At 64.2% G+C, this 22254-nt stretch carries 18 protein-coding genes; 11 read left to right on the top strand and 7 right to left on the bottom strand.

The annotated features are described in order from the left end of the window. Nucleotides 1-13 precede the first annotated feature (13 nt). Together FFY45_RS14115 and FFY45_RS14110 are read left to right on the top strand one after the other, a co-directional pair. Nucleotides 14-2434, top strand: a complete 2421-nt coding sequence (locus tag FFY45_RS14115; RefSeq protein WP_176340909.1) for a 3-hydroxyacyl-CoA dehydrogenase/enoyl-CoA hydratase family protein — start codon at nt 14-16, stop codon at nt 2432-2434. Between the two features lie 157 nt (nt 2435-2591). After that, the gene (locus tag FFY45_RS14110; RefSeq protein WP_176340908.1) at nt 2592-3797 is read left to right on the top strand and encodes an acetyl-CoA C-acyltransferase; all 1206 of its coding nucleotides are present in this window, start codon (nt 2592-2594) and stop codon (nt 3795-3797) included. A gap of 98 nt (nt 3798-3895) precedes the next feature. Here the strand turns inward: FFY45_RS14110 and crcB are convergent, their stop codons facing one another. From crcB to FFY45_RS14085, 5 genes are all read right to left on the bottom strand, one after another. After that, nucleotides 3896-4297 (bottom strand): fluoride efflux transporter CrcB, encoded by a 402-nt coding sequence (gene crcB / locus FFY45_RS14105; protein ID WP_176340907.1) that lies wholly within the window; start codon nt 4295-4297, stop codon nt 3896-3898. 306 nt (nt 4298-4603) lie between these two features. Continuing rightward, nucleotides 4604-5893 (bottom strand): replication-associated recombination protein A, encoded by a 1290-nt coding sequence (locus FFY45_RS14100; protein ID WP_217902588.1) that lies wholly within the window; start codon nt 5891-5893, stop codon nt 4604-4606. Nucleotides 5894-6052: 159 nt separating this feature from the next. After that, nucleotides 6053-6724: an outer membrane lipoprotein periplasmic chaperone LolA gene (gene lolA, locus FFY45_RS14095; RefSeq protein ID WP_162498276.1), complete on the bottom strand. Its 672-nt coding sequence runs from the start codon at nt 6722-6724 to the stop codon at nt 6053-6055. Between the two features lie 64 nt (nt 6725-6788). Continuing rightward, nucleotides 6789-8714 (bottom strand): DUF3857 domain-containing transglutaminase family protein, encoded by a 1926-nt coding sequence (locus FFY45_RS14090; RefSeq protein WP_176340905.1) that lies wholly within the window; start codon nt 8712-8714, stop codon nt 6789-6791. A 282-nt stretch (nt 8715-8996) separates the two neighbouring features. After that, nucleotides 8997-11354, bottom strand: coding sequence for a DNA translocase FtsK (locus tag FFY45_RS14085; RefSeq protein WP_006448849.1), 2358 nt, complete (start codon nt 11352-11354; stop codon nt 8997-8999). 282 nt (nt 11355-11636) lie between these two features. Between FFY45_RS14085 and trxB the strand changes: the two genes are divergently transcribed. The 4 genes from trxB to infA all read left to right on the top strand — a co-directional run bounded on the left by trxB (nt 11637) and on the right by infA (nt 15024). Beyond that, nucleotides 11637-12605, top strand: a complete 969-nt coding sequence (trxB, locus tag FFY45_RS14080; RefSeq protein ID WP_115038962.1) for a thioredoxin-disulfide reductase — start codon at nt 11637-11639, stop codon at nt 12603-12605. Nucleotides 12606-12662: 57 nt separating this feature from the next. Next, nucleotides 12663-13781, top strand: coding sequence for a GNAT family N-acetyltransferase (locus FFY45_RS14075; protein WP_176340904.1), 1119 nt, complete (start codon nt 12663-12665; stop codon nt 13779-13781). 194 nt (nt 13782-13975) lie between these two features. Continuing rightward, complete coding sequence (gene aat, locus FFY45_RS14070; RefSeq protein ID WP_176340903.1) at nt 13976-14725, top strand: leucyl/phenylalanyl-tRNA--protein transferase; 750 nt, start codon at nt 13976-13978, stop codon at nt 14723-14725. Between the two features lie 80 nt (nt 14726-14805). Beyond that, nucleotides 14806-15024, top strand: coding sequence for a translation initiation factor IF-1 (gene infA, locus FFY45_RS14065; protein ID WP_002813418.1), 219 nt, complete (start codon nt 14806-14808; stop codon nt 15022-15024). Between the two features lie 142 nt (nt 15025-15166). Here infA and clpA read toward each other — a convergent pair whose 3' ends face one another. Both clpA and clpS read right to left on the bottom strand, forming a co-directional pair. Next, a complete protein-coding gene (gene clpA, locus FFY45_RS14060; protein ID WP_115038957.1) occupies nt 15167-17449 on the bottom strand; it encodes an ATP-dependent Clp protease ATP-binding subunit ClpA in 2283 nt (760 codons plus the stop codon). 142 nt (nt 17450-17591) lie between these two features. Further along, nucleotides 17592-17912, bottom strand: coding sequence for an ATP-dependent Clp protease adapter ClpS (gene clpS / locus FFY45_RS14055; RefSeq protein ID WP_043889778.1), 321 nt, complete (start codon nt 17910-17912; stop codon nt 17592-17594). A gap of 262 nt (nt 17913-18174) precedes the next feature. Between clpS and FFY45_RS14050 the strand changes: the two genes are divergently transcribed. The 5 genes from FFY45_RS14050 (at nt 18175) to FFY45_RS14030 (ending at nt 22089) form a co-directional block, all read left to right on the top strand. Beyond that, complete coding sequence (locus FFY45_RS14050; protein ID WP_176340902.1) at nt 18175-18633, top strand: NUDIX hydrolase; 459 nt, start codon at nt 18175-18177, stop codon at nt 18631-18633. Further along, on the top strand, nt 18630-19766 hold the full coding sequence (gene mnmA, locus FFY45_RS14045; protein WP_176340901.1) for a tRNA 2-thiouridine(34) synthase MnmA: 1137 nt from the start codon (nt 18630-18632) through the stop codon (nt 19764-19766). The genes FFY45_RS14050 and mnmA overlap by 4 nt, the downstream gene beginning before the upstream one ends. Further along, nucleotides 19766-20380, top strand: a complete 615-nt coding sequence (gene hflD / locus FFY45_RS14040; protein ID WP_023903971.1) for a high frequency lysogenization protein HflD — start codon at nt 19766-19768, stop codon at nt 20378-20380. Before mnmA ends, hflD begins: the two co-directional genes overlap by 1 nt. A gap of 63 nt (nt 20381-20443) precedes the next feature. Beyond that, complete coding sequence (locus tag FFY45_RS14035) at nt 20444-21721, top strand: methyl-accepting chemotaxis protein (RefSeq protein WP_176340961.1); 1278 nt, start codon at nt 20444-20446, stop codon at nt 21719-21721. A gap of 83 nt (nt 21722-21804) precedes the next feature. Beyond that, entirely contained in the window at nt 21805-22089 is a 285-nt protein-coding gene (locus FFY45_RS14030) for a hypothetical protein (protein WP_176340900.1), read from the top strand. Nucleotides 22090-22254 lie beyond the last annotated feature (165 nt).

The following is a 22254-nucleotide window of genomic DNA, read 5'->3' as shown; positions in this document are numbered from 1 at the left end:
GAGGCTAATTGCTATGTCCAATCCGTTGCTAGTCCGTCGTGCCGCCGTGCTCGGTGCCGGCGTCATGGGCGCGCAGATCGCCGCGCACCTCACCAACGCCGGTGTCGACACCGTGCTGTTCGACCTGCCTGCCAAGGAGGGTCCGGCCGACGGCATCGTGCTCAAGGCCATCGCCAACCTCGGCAAGCTCAGCCCCGCCCCGCTGGCCAGCAAATCCCTGGCCGAAGCGATCACGCCGGCCAACTACGAGAGTGGTCTCGAACAGCTGCGCGATTGCGATCTGATCATCGAGGCGATCGCCGAGCGCATGGACTGGAAGCAGGACCTGTACAAGAAGATCGCCCCGTTCGTGGCCGAGCATGCGGTGCTGGCGTCCAACACCTCTGGTCTGGGCATCAACAAGCTCTCCGACGTGCTGCCAGAGCAATTGCGCCACCGCTTCTGCGGCGTGCATTTCTTCAACCCGCCGCGTTACATGCATCTGGCCGAGCTGATTCCGGCCAAGGGCACCGACAAGGCCGTGCTGGAAGGGCTGGAAAGCTTCCTGGTCACCACGCTTGGCAAGGGCGTGGTGTATGCCAAGGACACGCCGAACTTCATCGGCAACCGCATCGGCGTGTTCTCGATCCTGGCCACCATCCATCACACGCAGGAATTCGGCCTGGGTTTCGATGAAGTGGACGGCCTGACCGGCCCGCTGGTCGGGCGCCCGAAGTCGGCGACCTACCGCACCTCGGACGTGGTCGGCCTGGACACCATGGCGCACGTGATCAAGACCATGGGCGACACCCTGCCCGAGGATCCGTGGCACCAGTATTTCAAGTCGCCGAAGTGGCTCGACGCGCTGATCGCCAAGGGCGCGCTCGGCCAGAAGGTCGGCGCCGGCATCTTCCGCAAGGTCGGCAAGGACATCGTGGTGCTGGACCTGCAGAATTTGAAGAGTCTGGCCAAGGATGGCCAGGCTTCTGCGGAGGGATCCGCAAGTCCTTACCGCGCCGCTGATCGCACTGCCGCACCGGAAGTGATCGAGATCCTCAAGATCAAGAATCCGGCCGAAAAGTTCGCCAAGCTGCGCGAAAGCCAGCACCCACAGGCGCAGTTCCTGTGGGCCAGCTTCCGCGACCTGTTCCACTACAGCGCCTATCACCTGGCCGACATCGCCGAGACTGCGCGTGACGTGGATCTGGCGATCCGCTGGGGCTACGGCTGGTCGCTTGGCCCGTTCGAAACCTGGCAGGCCGCCGGCTGGAAGCAGGTGGCGCAGTGGATTGCCGAAGATATCTCCAACGGCAAGAGCATGAGCAGCGCACCGCTGCCGAACTGGGTGTTCGACGGCCGCGATGGCGTGCATGCGGCCGAAGGCTCCTACAGCCCGGCGCACGATGCCAAGTTGCCGCGTTCGGCGCTGCCGGTGTACAAGCGCCAGCGCTTCCAGGATCCGCTGCTAGGCGAGCAGTTCTCCCCGGGCGAGACGGTGTTCGAAAACGACGGCGTGCGCATGTGGCACGACGGCGACGATATCGCGGTGGTCAGCTTCAAGACCAAGATGAATACCGTCTCCGATCACGTGCTCAACGGCTTGCAGGAAGTGGTTGGCCGCGCCGAGAAAGACTTCGCCGGGCTGGTGATCTGGCAGCAGAAGGAGCCCTTCTCCGCCGGTGCCGATCTGGCCGGCGCGCTGGGTCTGCTGCAGGCCGGCAAGGTCGATGCGTTCGAAGCATTGGTCGCCAACTTCCAGGCTACCAGCCAGCGCATCAAGTACGCGCAGGTCCCGGTGATTTCGGCCGTGCGCGGCCTGGCGCTTGGCGGCGGTTGCGAGTTCCAGATGCATAGCGCCAAGACCGTGGCCTCGCTGGAAAGCTACATCGGCCTGGTCGAGGCCGGCGTCGGCCTGCTGCCGGCCGGTGGCGGCCTGAAGGAAATCGCCGTGCGCGCATCGATTGCCGCCGGCCCGGGTGGCGATGTGTTCGCCGAGCTGAAGAAGACCTTCGAAACCATCGCGATGGCAAAGGTCTCCAACTCGGCGGTCAACGCCCAGGAACTGGGCCTGCTGCGCGCCACCGACAAGATCGTGTTCAACAGCTTTGAAGCGCTGCACATCGCCAAGGCCGAAGCGCGCGCACTGGCCGAAGGCGGCTACCGCGCGCCGCTGCCGGCACGCCGCATCCAGGTCGCCGGCGACGTCGGCATCGCCACCTTCAAGATGCTGCTGGTCAACATGCTGGAAGGCCGCTTCATCAGCGAATACGACTATGAAATCGCCACCCGCATCGCCACGGTCATGTGCGGCGGCGAAGTCGATCGCGGCGCGCTGGTCGACGAAGAATGGCTGCTCAAGCTGGAGCGCAAGCACTTCGTCGAACTGGCCCAGCAGGAAAAGACCCAGGCGCGGATTGGGCACATGCTCAAGACGGGCAAGCCGTTGAGGAACTGAGAATCGGGAGTGGGGAATCGGGAATGGGTAAAAGCCAACCGACTCCCCGCTTCTCTTTATTTATTCTGCCGGGCGATGAAGATGGCAAACTCAGGCGAATCCGCACTTGCGATTCCCGATTCGCCATTCTCGATTCCCGGCTATCGGAGATAGCCAAATGAGCAAGCAGATTCAAGAAGCCTACATCGTCGCCGCCACCCGTACCCCGGTCGGCAAGGCGCCCAAGGGCGTGTTCCGCAATACCCGTCCCGACGACATGCTGGCGCACGTGTTGCGTGCGGTGGTGGCGCAGGCGCCGGGTATCGATCTGTCGCGGATCGACGACGCCATCATCGGCTGCGCCATGCCCGAGGGCGAGCAAGGCATGAACGTGGGGCGCATCGGCGTGCTGCTGGCCGGCCTGCCTAACACCGTGGCAGGCCAGACCATCAACCGCTTCTGTTCGTCCGGCATCCAGGCCGTGGCGATGGCGGCCGACCAGATTCGTCTGGGCAATGCCGACCTGATGCTGGCGGGCGGCACCGAGTCGATGTCGATGGTGCCGATGATGGGCAACAAGGTCGCCATGTCGCCGAACGTGTTCGCCGACGACCATGTCGCCATCGCCTATGGCATGGGCATCACCGCCGAGAAAGTGGCTGAGGAATGGAAAGTCTCGCGCGAGGATCAGGACGCGTTTGCACTGGCCTCGCATCAGAAGGCGATTGCCGCGATTGCCGCCGGCGAGTTCCGCGACGAGATCACTCCGTACGAAATTCTCTCGCACCAGCCCGACCTGCAAGGCAATGTCATCGCGCTGCGCAAGCGCCTGGTCGACACCGACGAAGGCCCACGCCCGGACAGCTCGCTCGAAGGCCTGGCCAAACTGCGCCCGGTGTTCCGCAACGGCCAGTTCGGCGGCAGCGTCACCGCCGGCAACTCCTCGCAGATGAGCGACGGCGCCGGTGCGGTGCTGCTGGCGTCGGAGCAGGCGATCAAAGATTACGGCCTGACCCCGCTAGCCCGTTTTGTCAGCTTCTCGGTGGCAGGGGTGCGCCCGGAAGTGATGGGCATCGGCCCGATCGCAGCGATTCCCAAGGCGCTCAAGCAGGCCGGCCTGACCAAGGACCAGATCGACTGGATCGAGCTCAACGAAGCCTTCGCCGCACAAGCGTTGGCGGTGATCCGCGACAGCGAACTGGATCCGTCCAAGGTCAACCCGCTGGGTGGCGCGATCGCTCTGGGCCACCCGCTGGGCGCGACCGGCGCGATCCGTGCCGCAACGCTGGTGCACGGCCTGCGTCGCCGGCAGCAGAAGTACGGCATGGTCACCATGTGCATCGGCACCGGCATGGGCGCGGCAGGCATTATCGAAGCGTTGTAAGCCACTGCCTGGCGCGCGATCGGGATGTGGTCACGATCGCGCTTTACATCGATATGCAGTGATCGAGAGGGTGTGTGAAAGCACGCCCTCTTTTACTTTCAGCGCGCCACCAGCCATTGACCGGTGCGTGCACCCAAAAACACCAAAGCCAAGCCGGCCACCAGCGTGATTGCCAGATACACGCCGATCATCGTGGAGCGATCGGTACGCGCAAACACCAGGCATTCCATCATCAACGACGAGAACGTGGTCAGCCCGCCGATCACACCGACGATCAACAAGGCCCGCAGCGGCCAGCTCGATGGCCCGCGCGCATCAAGCCACACCAGCAGCACACCGGCGACGAACGAACCGACCAGGTTCACGGTCAGGGTGCCCCATGGAAATCCTGTGCCGAAGCGCTGCAGCAAGGACGCGCCAATGGCAAAGCGCAGGCCCGATCCGAGCGCGCCGCCGGTCATCGCCAGCAGCAATTGCTGCCACCACACCGGTGCGTTCATGCGCGCGTTCCGCAATGGATTGGCTGCGTGTGCAAGTGCGTGTCGTGCATTGTCATTCCTGAAAGCTAGCTGCGAACAAAACGTGGCGAGCTCGCATCAAGTCATCGAACGGCGCGCTCTAACCGGATTGTACGAGTGGTGACGCCGCACCGAGCATCGGCCGCGTCCGCTCAGTAGCCGCGTGTTCGTTTTCTCGCTCGCTTCCAGTCGAGAAACACTCGCCGGGCACTGAACGCCGCGCAGGCTAGGTTGGCAAACACGTCCCTTGACCGCAGGCGGCGTGCAGCTATCTAGCGTTGTCACCGCTCATCCCGCCGGCTTGCGGGCCTTCTCAGCCCTGGCCTGCTCGCGCGCCGCGCGCAAACGATCGAGCTTCTCCTTGAGCTTGATCTCCAGCCCACGCGGCACCGGGTTGTAAAAGACCCGCTCGCCCATCGCATCGGGGAACCCGGTCTGATCCAGCGCAATGCCGCCTTCGGCGTCGTGGTCGTACTGATAATCCTGCCCGTAACCGAGCGTCTTCATCAGCTTGGTCGGCGCATTGCGCAAATGCAGCGGCACCTCTTGGGTGCCGGTGGCGCGTACTTCGGCCTTGGCCTGATTGAAGGCCGCGTAGCCGGCATTGGACTTGGCGGTGCTGGCCAGATACAGCACCAGTTGCGCGAACGCCAGCTCGCCTTCCGGGCTGCCCAGGCGCTCGTAGATGTCCCAGGCTTCCAGCGCCATGCTCTGCGCGCGGGGATCGGCCAGGCCGATATCTTCGATCGCCATGCGGGTCAGCCGCCGCGCCAGATATGCCGGGTCGCAGCCGCCATCGAGCATGCGGGTCAGCCAGTACAGCGCGGCATCGGGATTGGAACTGCGCACCGATTTGTGCAGCGCCGAGATCTGGTCGTAGAACTGCTCGCCGTTCTTGTCGAAGCGACGGGTGCGGTCGGCCAGCACCTGCAGCAGCGTCTGCGGGGTGATCTCGCCGCCCTCGCCCGTCGCCAGTTCCGCAGCGATCTCCAGCAGCGTCAATGCACGGCGCACATCGCCGTCGGCCGCGCTGGCGATTTCCAGCAGCGAGGCATCGCTGACCCGAATGGTCTCCTGCCCCAGCCCGCGCTCCGAATCATGCAAGGCCCGCTGCAAGGCCTCGACGATGTCCTGCGGCGAGACGCCTTCCAGCACATGTACGCGGCAACGCGATAGCAATGCAGAGTTCAATTCGAAAGATGGATTTTCGGTGGTCGCACCGACAAACAGGATCGTGCCGCGCTCGATATGCGGCAAAAACGCGTCCTGTTGCGCCTTGTTGAAGCGATGCACCTCATCGACGAACAACACCGTGCGGCGCCCGCTGGCAAAGCGCTGCGCGGCCTCGGCCAATACCTGGCGCACTTCCGGCAATCCCGACAAGACCGCCGAGATCGCCTTGAATTCGGCATCCGAGTAATGCGCCAGCAGCAGCGCCAGGGTGGTTTTGCCGCAACCGGGCGGCCCCCACAGGATCATCGAATGCACGCGACCGGATTCCACCGCGCGTCGCAATGCGCTGTCGGGTGCCAGCAGGCGTTTCTGCCCGACCATCTCGTCGAGGGTGCGCGGACGCATGCGCTCGGCCAGCGGGCGCAGATGCTCCCCGTCTACGCTGAGCAGATCGGCTTCGGGAGCGATGGGGAGCTTGGTTCGTGCCACGCGTCATTGTATCGCGTAAGCAAACGGCCTTCTGCGAAGAAGACCGTTGTCAGTGCGGATGCGTCGAACGAGGGCTTACTGCGCGTCGCCGACCACGTCCACACCCTTGCCAGGCGTATAACGGAAGGTGTCTGCAGCGAAAGCCGGATTGCGCTTCCAGCCGCTGAAACTGATCGCGGTGCGCTGGCCGACTGCGTCCACAACCTCCATCTTGGCCAGACCCTCCTTGCCGAATCCCAGCGAGGCCATCTGGAAGCTGGCTTCGGTATCCACCTTGGGCGTCAGCGACAACCATTGCAGCCCGCCACGCGGCGCGGCCTCTTCGCTGACGTCGTATTGCTTGTCCAGGCGTGCCGGATCGATCAAGGCGACCAAGGGGCTGTTCTGTTCTTCGCTGCCCTGCGCGCGCACGGTGACCTGCTCCAGGTCCGGGTCGAACACCCACACCTTCTTGCCGTCGGCAACGATCAGCTGCTTGTAGGGCTTGGCGTATTCCCAACGGAATTGGCGCGGCGCCGACAATGCCACCCGCCCGCTCGAGCTTTCCTTGACCCGGCCATTGGCATCGGAGACCTGCTGGCTGAACTGCCCGTCCAGCCCTTTGAGGCCGCGCGTGAACGTATCCAGTTCCTGACGTGCACCGGCAAATGCGGTGCTGGCGAACAGGGCGGTGGCGAGGACGGCATAACGGAGCTGGCGATGCATCGCGGTCTTCCAAAAGGGAATGCGTGGATTCTGATACTTCATAGATGAATGGGCGAGCGCTGGCGCCTGCCGCGCTCGGATCGCGGTTGCGACAAACCAATCCATCTCACTGCGCCGTCTGCACCCTGGACAGATCGCCATACACGATCTGCCCGCGAAACCCGCGCCGCACCTGCTGGTAGAGCTCGCGGAATGCGCGGTAATCCAGCGGCTGACACAGCGCCTGCGGCCCACGCACTGCGGCACGCTGCAACCGATGCACCGCGGTCACCGTCTGCCCTTGGCGCGTCCAGTCGACAGCGTACTCGCCAGCCGCATTGCGAAAGGTGCTGCTGCGCGGGATCGCGATGATCGGCACCGTCGCCGGGAAGCTCACCACATAGGTTTCTTCGCGCACGCTGTCGTTGCAGTAGAACGGAGTCAGATTGTCTTCGGCCGAGGTGGTCGTATAGATCCCGCGTGTCGATTCGGCACCGGGCATATCGGGCAAGGTCATGCCGCCGACCACCGAAAAATCCACCGCATCGTTGGCCTGGAACGTGTAGCGGTAATTGAATGGGGCATCCAGATCCAGCGGGTCGCCCTGGATCAGCAGATCGCCGGTACCGTCGAAGCCGGACTGGGCAATGATCGATTCTTCGATGCGATTGCGGTTCTGCGCGTTGAGTTGCACGAACATCGCGCGCAAGCCCACCTCGCCGGTCTTCCCGCTATCCAGCGTGGTCATGCCTTGCAGGCCGCCTTGCGGGGTGAAGCGATACTCGGTGCGCGCGGCGTAGCGGTTGACCTTGCGGTCGTTGGGCGGGGTGTGCGTGACCTTGCCGTCCAGCGTATGCACCACCGGCGCACCGAGGTCGCCGGCCGGCAGCTGGCCGAAGCGCGCATAGGGGTTGGTCGAATCCACGTAGAGATCGAACGCCGGGATATAGGTGATCGCATGGTTGAAACGACCAAGCACCGGAATCGGCGGCAACGTCGGCCCGCCCTCAGCGCCGATCAGCACCGGCGTGCTGGCAATGCCCTTGGCGGCCAGCAAGGCTTCCAGGATCACGGTGTGATCCTTGCAGTCGCCATAGTGGTTGGCCAGGATGCTGTCGGCGCTGTTGGGCTCCAGCCCGCCGTTGCCCAGATACACCGCCACGTAGCGAATATTGCGCGCTACCCAGGCATACAACGCCGCCGCCTGCGCACGCCGGTCGTCGATGCCACGCGTCACCTCGTCGGCCAGCGACTGGATCGCCGGCGTCACCGCCGCGGCGCGGCCGCCTTTGACGTGGTAGGCCAGCCCCATCTGCGACCAGCTGTCGAAGGTGCTGGCCATCAAGGTCGGGCTGAACTCCCAGGTCGCCGCGCTCCAGTTCTGGTTCTTCATCGGCGTGGCACGCTGGTAGCGCCATTCCCAGCGCGCCTGATCGCCGCGCACCACCGGCTTGGTGCCGCCCTGCAGCCCGCGCACCGACAAATGCATCGGCAGCGACTTCGGCGCCACCAGCGTGACCACCGCATCGTCGTACTGCGCGAACACGCTGAAGGTTTCCCACAGGCTGAAATAACCGGGGAAGTACGGGGCGTTCTGCGCACGCCGCACGCGATAGACGATGCGCGCACCCGGCGCCAGATTCGGGAACACCACCACCTTGACCTTGCGGTCGGCGTACATCGCTGCCGCCGCGCTGGAATAGCTTTCCTGGGTGTAGATCTTGTCGGCCGCCACGTCCTGGCGCAGTCCTTCGGCGGTGACGGTATAGGCCTGCAGCACCTCCAGGGTTTCCATCTTCTCGCTATAGCTCAGCCGCACCTGGCTGAACTGCTCCACCGCCGATTTGGTCTTGAGCAGGATCTCGTATTCGTCGGTTTCCACGCTGCTGGCGTCGGCACGTACTTCGTAGTCGGCGCGATAGCGCACGAAACTGTAGTTGGTGTCGGCCTGCGTGCGTGCCGCAGCGGCGGCAGGCGCGGCCTGCTGCTGGGCCTGAGCCAGCAGCGGCAATGAGATCAGCAGCAGAAGCAGCAACACAGGACGACGCAGCATGGGTCTCGATCACGACGGGCCGGAGCGGCCCTTGCTCAACAGGGTAGCCGGTGTGCGCCGCAGCGTCAGGCACCGGCCTCCAACATCGCCGCATCCATGTGTCTGCGGATACGCGCACGCAATCCGGATAAGAGCGGCCGACAAAACCAAGCAGCAACCTGCTTGGTGCGGTGTCCTCGCCGATTGCGGGACGCGGCCTCTCGCCACGGTTTGTTAGCCAACCCTAAGCCCGAAACGCGGCGCCACGCGTAAGCCGACACGCGCCGGGTTGCCGGTTGCCGATTACTTGGGTGGCGGCGGTGCCAGCACGGTGCGGTCGCCATTGTGCTCGGGCTGGCTGACCACGCCGGCCGCTTCCATCGCTTCGATCAAACGCGCGGCGCGGTTGTAGCCGATCTTCAAGCGCCGCTGCACGCCGGAGATCGAGGCACGCCGGGTTTCGGTGACGATGCGCAAGGCCTCGTCGTACAACGGGTCGGACTCGTCGCCGCCACCGCCGCTGCTTTCGGGCAAGCCGGTCGCACCCACCACGGTGCCATCGCCCATGGTCTGCACCTCGTCCAGTACGCCTTCGACATACGACACCGGCCCACTCGCTTTGAGATGCTCGACCACGCGATGCACTTCTTCATCGCTGACGAAGGCACCATGCACGCGGTCCGGCAGCGCCGTGCCCGGCGGCAGATACAGCATGTCGCCGTTGCCCAGCAACGCCTCGGCCCCGGACTGGTCCAGGATGGTGCGCGAATCGATCTTGGAACTGACCTGGAACGCGACGCGGGTTGGAATATTGGCCTTGATCAAGCCGGTGATGACGTCCACCGACGGCCGCTGCGTGGCCAGAATCAGATGGATACCAGCCGCACGCGCCTTCTGCGCCAGACGCGCGATCAGCTCTTCGACCTTCTTGCCGACGATCATCATCATGTCGGCGAATTCGTCGATGAAGATCACGATGAACGGCAGCGACTCCAGCGGCCGCGGCGCCTCCCCCAATTCGGGATTGGGCTTGAACAGCGGGTCCATCATCGGCTGGCCGGCGTCGATGGCGTCCTTGATCTTCTTGTTGAAGCCGGCCAGGTTGCGCACGCCCACCGCGCTCATCAGCTTGTAGCGGCGTTCCATCTCGGCCACGCACCAACGCAGGCCGTTGGCGGCCTCCTTCATGTCGGTGACCACCGGCGCCAGCAGATGCGGGATGCCCTGATAGACGCTCAGTTCGAGCATCTTCGGGTCGATCATCAGCATCCGCAGTTCCTTGTGCGAGGCCTTGAACAGCAGGCTCAGCACCATCGCATTGACCGCCACCGACTTACCCGAACCCGTGGTACCGGCGACCAGCAAATGCGGCATGCGCGCCAGATCGGCCACCGTCGGGCGCCCGGCGATGTCCTTGCCCAACGCAAGCGTCAACGGGCTCGGCGACTTGTCGTATTCCTTGGAGCGCAACAGTTCGGACAGAAAGATCATCTCGCGGGTGACGTTGGGGATCTCCAGACCCACCACCGACTTACCCGGGATCACGTCCACCACGCGCACCGACTTGACCGACAACCCGCGCGCGATGTCCTTGTCCAGCGAACTGATCTGGCTGACCTTGATGCCCGGCGCCGGCTCGATCTCGAAGCGGGTAATCACCGGACCCGGATAGGCCCCGACCACCTGCGCCTCGATGCGGAAATCCTTGAGCTTGAATTCGATCTGCCGTGACAAGGTTTCCAACGTTTCTTCCGAATAGCCCTTGGCCTGCGGCTTGGGGTCGTCCAGCAGGGCCAGCGGCGGCAGGTCGGAGCCATCGGTGCTCACGCCCTGAAACATCGGAATCTGGGTGTCGCGCTTGGCGCGCTCGCTCTTTTCCACTACCGGTGCCGGCGGCGGCTCGATCTTGACCGGCTCACGCTTGGCCTGCTTGACCGCATCGACCTTGCGCACTTCCTCGCGCTCTTCGCGCATCACGCGGGTCTGCTGCCACTCGGTGGCTTGGTGGGTCTTGCGCTGCATCAGCGGCCCCAACGCCAGCACGCCCTTACCGATACGTTCCATCAGCGCAAACCACGACAACCCCGTGGCCAGCGTGATCGACACCAGCAACAACACCATCACGAACAGGTTCGCGCCCAGCGCACCGAACCCGGCGCTCAGCGAATTGCTGACCAACCGCCCCAGGATGCCGCCGGCCCCGGCCACATCGCCGGTGAACAGGCGCAGGTGCAGGAAGCCGGTCGAAGAAATCAGAAATCCGACCATGCCGACCAGGCGCAGTGCTGGCCCCAGATCGGCCTCGGCCTGCCCTTCTTTGTCCATGCCGAACAAGGCGATCCAGGCCACCGCGCCCAGCACCACCGGCAGCAGAAAGGCCACATAACCGAACAGCTGCAGTAGCACGTCGGCCGTCCATGCACCGACCCGGCCGCCCATGTTGTGCACCGGCGCGACCACGCTGCCGGTCTGCGACCAGCCCGGATCGGCCGCCGAATAGGTGAACAGGCTGGCCAGCAGATACAGCAGCAACGGCGCCACCGCGATCAATGCCAGATCGCGCCAGAGCTTTTGCCGACGCGGATTGTCCGCCACCGCCGTCTTGCGCGAGGACGGTTTGCCCTCTGCGGGCTTGCTGCGTTCGGGAACCTGCTTTGCCACCTGTAGCCAGACCTTAGAAATATGCTGTTAGTGATTGATAATAAACGACTGACGCCACAGTTTCAGCTGTTGAACTTCACCGCTTGTCTTGGCACCAGCCAGTCAACGAAAAACGCCGCACAAGGCGGCGTCGACTACGCGTGCTGGGTGGACCATGCCATCTGCGGTTCATGCAGTTCCATCGCGCCGCCTTGATTCACCGGGTGGGGACCGCCACTCTATGCCGCCACAGGGGCGCGAATTCATGCGCCAGCCCTGCCTTTTCCTAGATCGCGAGTATACATGAGCGCCTCATCTGCCAGTCCCGCCAAGCATTCCCGCCTGCTGATCCTGGGCTCCGGCCCGGCCGGCTGGACCGCCGCGGTCTATGCCGCGCGCGCCAACCTCAAGCCGGTGGTGATCACCGGCCTGCAGCAGGGCGGCCAGCTGATGACCACCACCGAGGTCGACAACTGGCCGGGCGACCCCCATGGCCTGATGGGCCCGGACCTGATGAGCCGCATGCAGGCGCATGCAGAGCGCTTCGAGACCGAGGTGATCTTCGATCACATCCACACCGCCGATCTCTCGCAGCGCCCGTTCCGGCTGAGCGGCGACAGCGCCGAGTACACCTGCGATGCGCTGGTGATCGCCACCGGTGCCACCGCCAAGTACCTGGGCATCCCCAGCGAAGAAGCCTTCAAGGGCCGCGGCGTGTCTGCCTGCGCCACCTGCGACGGGTTCTTCTACAAGGACCAGGACGTGGTGGTGGTCGGCGGCGGCAATACCGCAGTCGAAGAAGCGCTGTACCTGTCCAACATCGCCCGCAAGGTCTACCTGGTGCACCGCCGAGACACGCTGCGCGCCGAAAAGATCATGCAGGACAAGCTGTTCGCCAAGGTCGCCGCCGGCAAGATCGAAACCGTCTGGCACCACGCCATCGACGAAGTGCTGGGCAACGATGCCGGCGTCACCGGCGTGCGGGTCAAGTCCACCCTCGACGGCAGCACCCGCGAGATCGTCGCGCACGGCTTCTTCGTCGCCATCGGCCACCATCCCAACACCCAGCTGTTCGACGGCCAGCTGGCGATGAACAACGGCTACCTGGAAATCCGCTCCGGCCTGAACGGCGCCGCCACCGAGACCTCGGTCAGCGGCGTGTTCGCCGCCGGCGACGTGGCCGACCAGCACTACCGCCAGGCGATCACCTCGGCCGGTTTCGGCTGCATGGCCGCGCTGGATGCCGAGCGTTATCTCGACAAGAGCGCCTGAGGTGGCTGACCGCCGGCCGCGCCGTGCGGGCAGCCTCGCTCCCCGCGGGCCCTGCGCATGAGCGTTACTGCCCGCTGGTGCCGCCGGCTGGACGAGCTTCCGGCCGGCGCCTGGGATGCGCTGCACGACGGCACGCATCCCTTCGTGTCCTATGCCTTCCTGCAAGGTCTCGAACGCGAGGGCTGCCTGCGCCCGGATTGGGGCTGGAACCCGTTGCACCTGACGTTGTGGGACGGCGACACGCTGGTCGCCGCCGCGCCGGGATATTTGAAGAACAACTCGCACGGCGAATTCGTGTTCGATCACGCCTGGGCGCATGCGTATGCGCGCTACGGGCAGGAGTACTTCCCCAAGTGGCTGTGCGGCGTGCCCTACTCGCCGGTGACCGGCCCTCGTCTGCTTGGCGCTGCGCAATGGCGGCCGCAGCTGCTCGCGGCGATGCGTGAACTGGTGGAGCGCAGCGGGCTGTCGTCGGCCCACGTGAATTTCTACCCAGTCGACGAAGACGCCGCCTTCGACGCCGACTGGCTGGAGCGCAACGATCTGCAATACCACTGGCATAACGCAAGCGGCTGGAGCGATTTCGAAACCTTCCTGGCTGCGATGGATCACAAGCGGCGCAAGAACATCCGCCAGGAGCGCGCCAAGGTGCAGCGCGCCGGCGTGCAGTTGCGCGTGGTGCACGGCGACGAGGCCAGCGCTGCCGATCTGGACGCGATGTACGGCTTCTACCTCAAGACCTTCAACGAGTACGGCAACTCGCCGGCCTTGACGCCGGAATTCCTGCGACACCTGGCCCAGTACCTGCCACGTCAACTGGTGATGTTTCTGGCCGAACTGGACGGACACCCAATTGCCGGCGCGCTGTGCCTGCGCGGCCACGACACGCTCTACGGACGCTACTGGGGCGGCGAAGCGCTACCGGGGCTGCACTTCGAAACCTGCTATTACCAAGGCATCGAATACTGCCTGCGCGAAGGCCTGAGCCGGTTCGAACCGGGTGCTCAGGGCCAACACAAGATCGCGCGGGGCTTTTTGCCGACGCTGGTGCGCAGCCGCCACTGGATCGCCGACCCTGCCTTTCGCGAACCGCTGGCGCAATGGTGCGCGGATGAGCGCGAGGCTGTCGCCCAACATGCGCGTGAGCTGTTCGAGCACAGCCCATTCCGTAATTAATGCCGCGCGGTTGACCCGCAATGCCTGACGCGTCGCGACGGACGCAGTCGTCATGCGTGCCTGATGGCTGCGAGAGCGCGCTGCGCTCTTCGGGCTGAGAGTCGCTGACAACACACGACGATGTCGTCAGGTGAGTGCAGCCGATTGACAGCCGTCCTCAGTGCGAACCGCATGGCAGGCTCTAAACTCCCCGCATGTCGCGCCCCCTCCCCTACCTGCTTGACGCCGATCCTGCCGCGCCGTTTCCGCCCGTCGAACACGCCTTGCGCGAGCCGGACGGCTTGCTCGCACTCGGCGGCGATCTGTCGCCGCAGCGGTTGCTCAACGCGTATGCGCACGGCGTATTCCCATGGTTCTCCGACGACCAGCCGATCCTGTGGTGGAGCCCGGATCCGCGCACGGTCTTTCGTACCGATGCCGTGCATCTGTCCTCGCGTTTTCGGCGCGAGCTGCGCAGCAGTACCTGGACTGTGCGTGCCGACACTGCCTTTGCGCAGGTGATCGACGCTTGCGCATCGGTACCGCGCGCAGGCCAGCACGGCACCTGGATCACCACGCCGATGCAGCAGGCCTACATCGAACTGCACCGCCTGGGCCACGCGCACTCGCTGGAAGTGTTCGATGGTGCGCGCTTGATTGGCGGCATCTACGGCGTGGCGATCGGCCAGATGTTTTTCGGCGAAAGCATGTTCAGCGCCGAAAGCGGCGGCTCGAAGGTAGCGCTGGCAGCGCTCGCTGAGTATCTGCATGGCTGCGGGTGGCCGCTGATCGATGCGCAGGTGGAAAACCCCCATCTGATGCGGCTGGGCGCACAACGCCTGCCACGCGCGCAGTTCCTGCAGCAGATGCGGCGACAGGTCGCCCAACCCGCCCTGCCCGGCAACTGGTCCGAGCGCTACGGCGAGCGGCCTGCCAGGGCACTCGCTGAAGTCCGCTTAACATAAAATTTGCACCGGGGGGAGATGGAGCGTAAAATGCTGTCCCTTACGGCCCTCCCGGGCCAGCCGTGATTGCACAGGATTACATGTCGAAAGACGACTCCATTGAATTCGAAGGCAGCGTCAGCGAGACGCTCCCCAACACCACGTTCCGGGTCAAGCTGGAAAACGGGCATGAAATCATCGCCCATATCTCCGGCCGTATGCGCAAGAACTACATCCGCATCCTGACCGGCGACCGGGTCAAAGTTGAGATGACTCCCTACGACCTGACCAAGGGTCGTATTACCTACCGCATGAAGTAAGCGGTTCTGGTGTGAGACGCGAGGCGGCCACTGGCCGCTTTTTGTCGTGCCTGCGATTTGTGTGGCGGAAACGAGCGCGATGCCGCAGACACAAAAAAAGCCGCTCGAATGAGCGGCTCTTTGTTTCAAGACCGCAAAGCGGTCAGTCGACAGTGGCCGGCAGCAAACGCTCCGGTTCCGGATGCGCTTCCACCACCAGCTCGCCATCCTTGACGTCGATATTGACCCGGCCGCCGGCGATCAACTTGCCGAACAACAACTCGTCGGCCAGCGGGCGCTTGATCTTCTCCTGGATCACGCGCGACATCGGGCGTGCACCCATCAGCGGATCGAAACCATGCTGGGCCAGCCAGTCGCGCGCGGTCGGGGTTGCCGACAGCGAGACGTGCTTTTCCTGCAACAGCATTTCCAGTTCGATGATGAACTTGTCCACCACCCGCAGGATGTGGTCGAAGCCCAGCGGCTGAAACTGCACAATCGCGTCCAGGCGGTTGCGGAATTCAGGCGTAAAGCCACGACGGATCGACTCCATCGCATCGGTGGAATGATCCTGCTTGGTAAAGCCGATCGAGCGCCGCGATGCCTGGGTGGCGCCGGCATTGGTCGTCATCACCAGGATCACGTTCTTGAAGTTCGCCTCGCGCCCGTTGGTGTCGGTGAGGATGCCGCGATCCATGACCTGCAACAGGATGTTGAAGATGTCCGGGTGCGCCTTCTCCACTTCGTCCAGCAGCAGCACGCAGTGCGGCGTCTTGACCACCTTCTCGGTCAGCAGGCCGCCCTGGTCGAAACCAACATAGCCCGGAGGCGCGCCGATCAGGCGGCTGATCGAATGCGCTTCCATGTACTCGGACATGTCGAAGCGGACCAGCTCGATGCCCAGCTGCAGCGCAAGCTGCTTGGTCACTTCGGTCTTGCCCACGCCGGTGGGACCGGCAAACAGGAAGTTGCCGATCGGCTTTTCCGGATTGGCCAGGCCCGAACGCGCGAGCTTGATCGAGCCGGCCAGCGTCTCGATCGCCGGGTTCTGGCCGAAGATCACCATCTTGAGATTGCGCTCCAGATGCTGCAGCACGTCCTTGTCGGTCGCGCTGACCTGCTTGGCCGGAATCCGCGCCATCTTGGCGACGATGGTCTCGATCTCTTCGATATCGATCAGTTCCTTGCGCTTGCCTTCCGGCAGCAGGCGCTGACGGGCACCGGCTTCATCGATCACGTCGATCGCCTTGTCTGGCAGCAAGCGGTCGCCGATGTGCTTGACCGACAGATCCACGGCGGCCTGAAGCGCGTCGTCGGCGTAGGTCACGCCGTGGTGCGCTTCATACTTGGGCTTGAGGCCCTGCAGGATTTCAAAGGTCTCGCCCACGGTCGGCTCGACGATGTCGATCTTCTGGAAGCGACGTGCCAGCGCACGGTCTTTTTCGAAGATGCCGCGGTATTCCTGGAACGTGGTCGAACCGATGCAACGCAGCTCGCCCGACGACAGCGCCGGCTTGATCAAATTGGACGCATCCATGGTGCCGCCCGACGCAGAACCCGCACCGATGATGGTGTGGATCTCGTCGATGAACAGCACCGCATTGGGCACCTTCTTCAGCGCCGCGAGCACGCCCTTGAGGCGCTTTTCGAAATCGCCGCGGTATTTGGTGCCGGCCACCAGCGCGCCCAGGTCGAGCGAGAAGATCACCGCTTCGGCCAGCACTTCCGGCACGTCGTTGTCGACGATGCGCTTGGCCAGGCCTTCGGCGATCGCGGTCTTGCCCACACCGGCCTCGCCCACGTACAGCGGGTTGTTCTTGCGCCGGCGGCACAGCACCTGAATGGTGCGCTCGATTTCGTCGGCACGGCCGACCAACGGGTCGATCTTGCCGTTGCGGGCCTGCTCGTTGAGGTTGGTGGCGAACTCGGCCAGCGCATCGCCCTTGGCCTCGCCTTCCCCGCCTTCGCTCTTGGGCTCGCCGTCGGACGCGGACGGCTGCTCGCCGTCTTCACCGAGCTTGGCAATGCCGTGCGAAAGGTAATTGACGATGTCCAGGCGGGTGATGTCCTGCTGATTCAGGAAATACACCGCGTGCGAGTCCTTTTCGCCGAAGATCGCGACCAGCACATTGGCGCCGGTGACTTCCTTCTTGCCCGAGGACTGCACGTGATAGACAGCGCGCTGCAGCACCCGCTGGAAGCCGAGGGTCGGCTGCGTATCGCGGCCATCGTCTTCTGCCAGGCGCGAGACCGAGGCCTCGATCGCCTGTTCCAGGTCGTTGTGCAAACGCACCTGGTCCGCACCGCAGGCCTTGAGGACGGCCTGGGCGGAAGGGTTGTCCAGCAGCGAGAGCAGCAGGTGCTCGACGGTCATGAATTCATGACGCGCCTCGCGTGCTCGCTTGTAGCACTGGCCGATGGTTTGCTCTAGGTCTTTGCTGAACATTGGTAACTCCGAACGGCTGTTGCCAACAATATGCGGCTTTTGTTGGGATTTACCACAACCCTATCGGATAGGTATGTTCAGACGGCGTTAGCATGTGATTGCAGCCACAGTGTTGCACTGCTGGAATGATCCCTGACCGAACTCAGGTCTGCTCCATCGTGCACAGCAGCGGGTGCTGGTTCATCCGCGAAAACTCGTTGACCTGCGCCACCTTGGACTCGGCGACCTCGCGGCTGTAGACCCCGCAGACACCGCGCCCACGGGTATGGACATGCAGCATGACCTGGGTCGCCTGCTCCAGGCTCAGGTTGAAAAACTGCTCCAGAACGGTCACCACGAAGTCCATCGGGGTGTAGTCATCGTTCAGCAGAAGCACCTGATAACGCGGCGGTGGCGCCACTTCAGGCTTGCTGGCTTCGACCATCAGGCCGTGATCGTGTTCGTGCGTAGTATTACGAGGCATGTGGCCATTATACGGTTCATCGTTGCGCGCATTGGACGATTTGCGCCGCGGCCCGCACAATTTGTCTCCGATTCCCTGGCTGGCCCTTGATGACCGATTCCGTGACCGCGCTGCCACTGGCACCGTCGTGCGCCTCCACTACGCAACGATCCGCGCCGCCGCTTGGTACGCGTGATCGTTCGAGCCGAGCTGTGAGACGGGTTGTGATCGTGGCGAGTGCGGGTGCTGCGCGCCGGTTTTCCATCCGCCGGAGCCAATGTCGATGAACACGCCCGTAGAACGCTGGCATCCGGATGTCACCGTCGCCACTGTGGTGGTGCGCGACGGGCGCTTTTTGCAGGTGGAGGAGACCATCGGCGGCCGCCTGCTATTGAATCAGCCGGCCGGACATCTGGAGCCGAACGAAAGTTTGCTGGACGCAGCGGTGCGCGAGACCCTGGAAGAGACCGGCTGGGATGTGCAGGTGACCCAGTTCATCGGCACCTACCAGTGGGTTGCGCCGAGTGGTCAGTGTTTTCTGCGCTTTGCCTTCGTCGCCGATGCGCTGGCCCATCACCCTGAGCGCAGCCTCGATACCGGGGTGGTACGCGCACTGTGGATGACCCCGGAAGAACTGCGCAGCGCGGCCGGCCGGCTACGCAGTCCGCTGGTGTGGGAAGTGGTGAAAGATTATCTGGCCGGTCAACGCTATCCGTTGGCATTGGTGCAGCACGTCGCATGAGTACGCCGCGCATCATCGTTGGTGTGTCCGGGGGCGTGGATTCGTCGGTGGCGGCGTGGCGACTTGCCCAGCAAGGCGAGTCCATCGCCGGGCTGTTCATGCAGAACTGGGCCGACGACGGCAGCGGCGATTGCCGCGCCGAGGACGACCGGCGCGATGCGGTGGCGGTGTGTGGGATGCTCGGCATTCCGTTCCACTTCCGCGATTTTTCCAGCGAGTACTGGGGCGGTGTGTTCGAGCATTTTCTGGCCGAATACGCCGCCGGACGCACGCCCAACCCGGACGTGCTGTGCAACCGCGAAGTGAAGTTCAAGCATTTCCTGGATGCGGCGCAGGCGCTGGGCGCCGAACGCATCGCCACCGGTCACTACGCGCGGGTTGCGCACAGCGGCGGGCGTTGGCGCCTGTTGCGTGGTGCCGACCGCGGCAAGGATCAGAGTTATTTCCTGCACCAACTGGGGCAGACCCAGCTGGCGGCAACGTTGTTCCCGATCGGCGATCTGGAAAAAAGTACGCTGCGCCGGATCGCCCAGGACGCCAGGCTGCCGACGCATGCCAAGAAGGATTCCACCGGCATCTGCTTCATCGGCGAGCGCGACTTTCGCGAGTTCCTGGGCCGTTATCTGCCCGCGCGCACCGGCGAGATCCGCGACCCGCAGGGGCAACGCATCGCCGAGCATCCGGGGGTGTTCTATTTCACGCTGGGTCAGCGCGAAGGCCTGAACATCGGCGGCGTGCGTGGGCGTGCTGCGGCGCCGTGGTATGTGGTGGGCAAGGATGTGGCGAGCAACGTGTTGTACGTCGATCAGGACCGCGACAGCCCGCTGCTGCAATCGCACTGGCTACAGTCCGAGCAGGCCCATTGGGTCACCGGGGCGCCGCCGGCGCGCAGCTTCAGTTGCACCGCACAGACGCGCTACCGGCAGCCCGATGAACCGTGCACGGTGGAGGTGCAGGACGATGGCAGCGTGCAGGTGCGTTTCGAGCGGCCGCAGCGTGCGGTGACGCCGGGGCAGTCGCTGGTGCTGTACGACGGCGAAGAATGTTTAGGGGGCGCAGTCATTGCGGCCACCGATGCACCGATGGAACGCCAATTGGCGGGATCTTCTTTTTTACCTGAGGTAGTGGCTTGATGAGTTCTTCCATGGATCACCGTGTGCTAGCGCTGGCCGGCGTCGCTCAGGCCTTGCAGCAGGTGCGGCGGATCGCCGAAACCGGGCATTCGGAAGCGGCGACGGTGCGTACCGCCATGGACAGTGTGTTCCGGGTGGATGCCTCCTCGCCGGAGGCCGTGTATGGCTCGCCGACCGACCTGGCGCCAGGCCTGCGGCTGCTGCATAACTATTTCCGCAATCAGGGCCAGGACGAGGTGCTGCCGCGCCTGGCGCTGGCGGTGCTGCAGCTGGAGCGCCGCTTCGTGCGCGACACCGCCACCGTCACCACCGTGTCCAACGGGATCGAGGCTGCGGCGCGTCAGGCACAGACCCTGGGCGACAGTGGCCACCCCGACGTGCTGAGCGCGCTGGGCGCGCTGTATGCGCAGACCATCAGCCACTTGCGCCCCAAGGTGATGGTGCAAGGCAACCCGCATTACCTGGGCCAGGCCGGCGTGGTGGCAGAAATCCGCGCCTTGCTGCTGGCAGCGGTCCGCTCGGCGGTGTTGTGGCGGCAGATGGGTGGCAGCCTGTGGGATTTTCTGTTTGCCAAGCGCGCAATGCTCGAAGCGGTGGACCGCGCGCTGCGTTGAGTTCCGCGACAAACACATGCTTTGACGCGCGCGCTAGCGACCGCTGGCGCGCGTCAACAGCGGTTGAATGGGCGAGACGATGTGGCGATCGTCGCTAAAGACAAAGGGGGTACGGCCGATACAGCAACCGTGACTCTGCCGAGAACGCCCATGTATTCACGTCCACTGATCCGTCTAGCCGCCCCTTTGGCTCTGACCTTGCTGTTTCCCTTCGCTGTCGGATTCGACTGGCCCGCTTCGGTGCGCTGGGCGATCCTGGCGACCATGACCCTTAGTTGGTTGGTTTTCGCTGCCTGGGTGACGTATTCCCAGTTCCGGCGTAATCCTGACCAGACCCGCATCCTGCGCGAGCAGGACCAACTGCTCAACGAACTGCGTACGTTCGTCAGCAACGAAGTCGACGGTTCGCGCTCGGAAGTCGAGCGTGCCCGCGAACTGATCCGCCAGGCCGTGTCCGGTCTGGGTGGCAGCTTCGAAGCGATGAACCGCAAGTCGCGCCAGCAAAGCCAGGCACTGGCCCGCATCGTCGACCGTGCCGGTGACGATGGCAGCGCCGGCGTCGACGTCGCCCGCTTCGCCCAGCACGCCAGCTCCCGCATGGAGCAATTGGTGGAAGCGCTGGAACAGGTGAGCGGCCAAAGTACCAACACGGTGCATCACATCGATGAGATGGCGCAGCACCTGGATGGCATCTTCGCGCTGCTGGAAGACGTCAAGTCGATTGCTGACCAGACCAACCTGCTGGCCTTGAACGCCGCCATCGAAGCAGCACGTGCCGGTGAAGCCGGTCGTGGCTTCGCAGTGGTCGCCGACGAGGTGCGCAATCTGTCAGAGCGTTCCACCACCTTCAACGAACAGATCCGCAAGCTGGCGCACAGCTCCAAGGAATCGATCTCCAAGGTGCGTGAAACGGTCTCGCAGCTGGCCTCGCGCCACATGGATCGTTCCCGCGAAGCCCGCCATGAATCGGCGGCGATGCTGGAGAACGTCGCTCAGATCAACGCCTCGTTGGGCGATGGCATGCGCGAAATCTCCGAGTGCGCTCGCTCCATCGACGGTAGCGTGGCCGAAGCGGTGCGTGCCCTGCAGTTCGAGGACATCGCCACGCAGACGCTGAGCGGCATCCACACTCACCTCGATCGCCTCACCGCGATCAACCGTGAAGCAGTGGCGCTGCAGGAACTGCTGCATCGCAACGGCGGCGTGTATGACAGCGATCTGGTCGCCGCGCTGCAGAAGGTGTCTACCCGCCTGCGCGATATGCGTGTGGAATGGGAGCGCCCGCCGCACAAGCCGGTGGCGCAGCAAGGCATGGGTGCCGGCACGGTCGAGTTGTTCTAAGACCGATGCCACGCACCATCTGACCCCGACATTCCCCGGCCACCCGGGGATTTGTCGTTCCGCAACGACCTGGTGTTCCGCTCATGACGCTTCTCACCCCGACCGTCGATAGACCCACCGCCGTGCTGGAATCAGCCGTCGTTGCGGCTGCACAGGCCGAGCGCATCGCGCAGAGCGATGCTGCCCGGCCCACGCCGCGACGCGTGCGCATGCCGGCTGCGTTGGAACGGCTGGAGTGTGCGGCACGTGCGGAGGTGCAGGCATTGATCCATCCGCGCCGTAGCAGCAGCGAAGAAGAATTGCTGTTCGCAACGGTAGCGTGGGATCTGGGCCTGGACGGTGCTGCGGTCAGCGTGTCCGGACGCTGATGTCGAAACGGCGGGGCGTGCCTCGGCAGGCGCCCCGCTGGTTGTCGTGACTGCCTGAGTTATCAATGATGGGTTAGGCAGTGCCGACAAGCCTGGCTCTGAACCACGCAGCATCTTTCGATTCCAGCATCAGGGTGACGTCTCCCCTGCCCGCCTGCTCTGCGA

Origin of the sequence: Xanthomonas hortorum, assembly GCF_011305375.1 — a bacterium.
GTDB classification, from domain to species: Bacteria; Pseudomonadota; Gammaproteobacteria; order Xanthomonadales; family Xanthomonadaceae; genus Xanthomonas; species Xanthomonas hortorum_E.
This window is presented reverse-complemented; position numbering and strand designations above follow the sequence as displayed.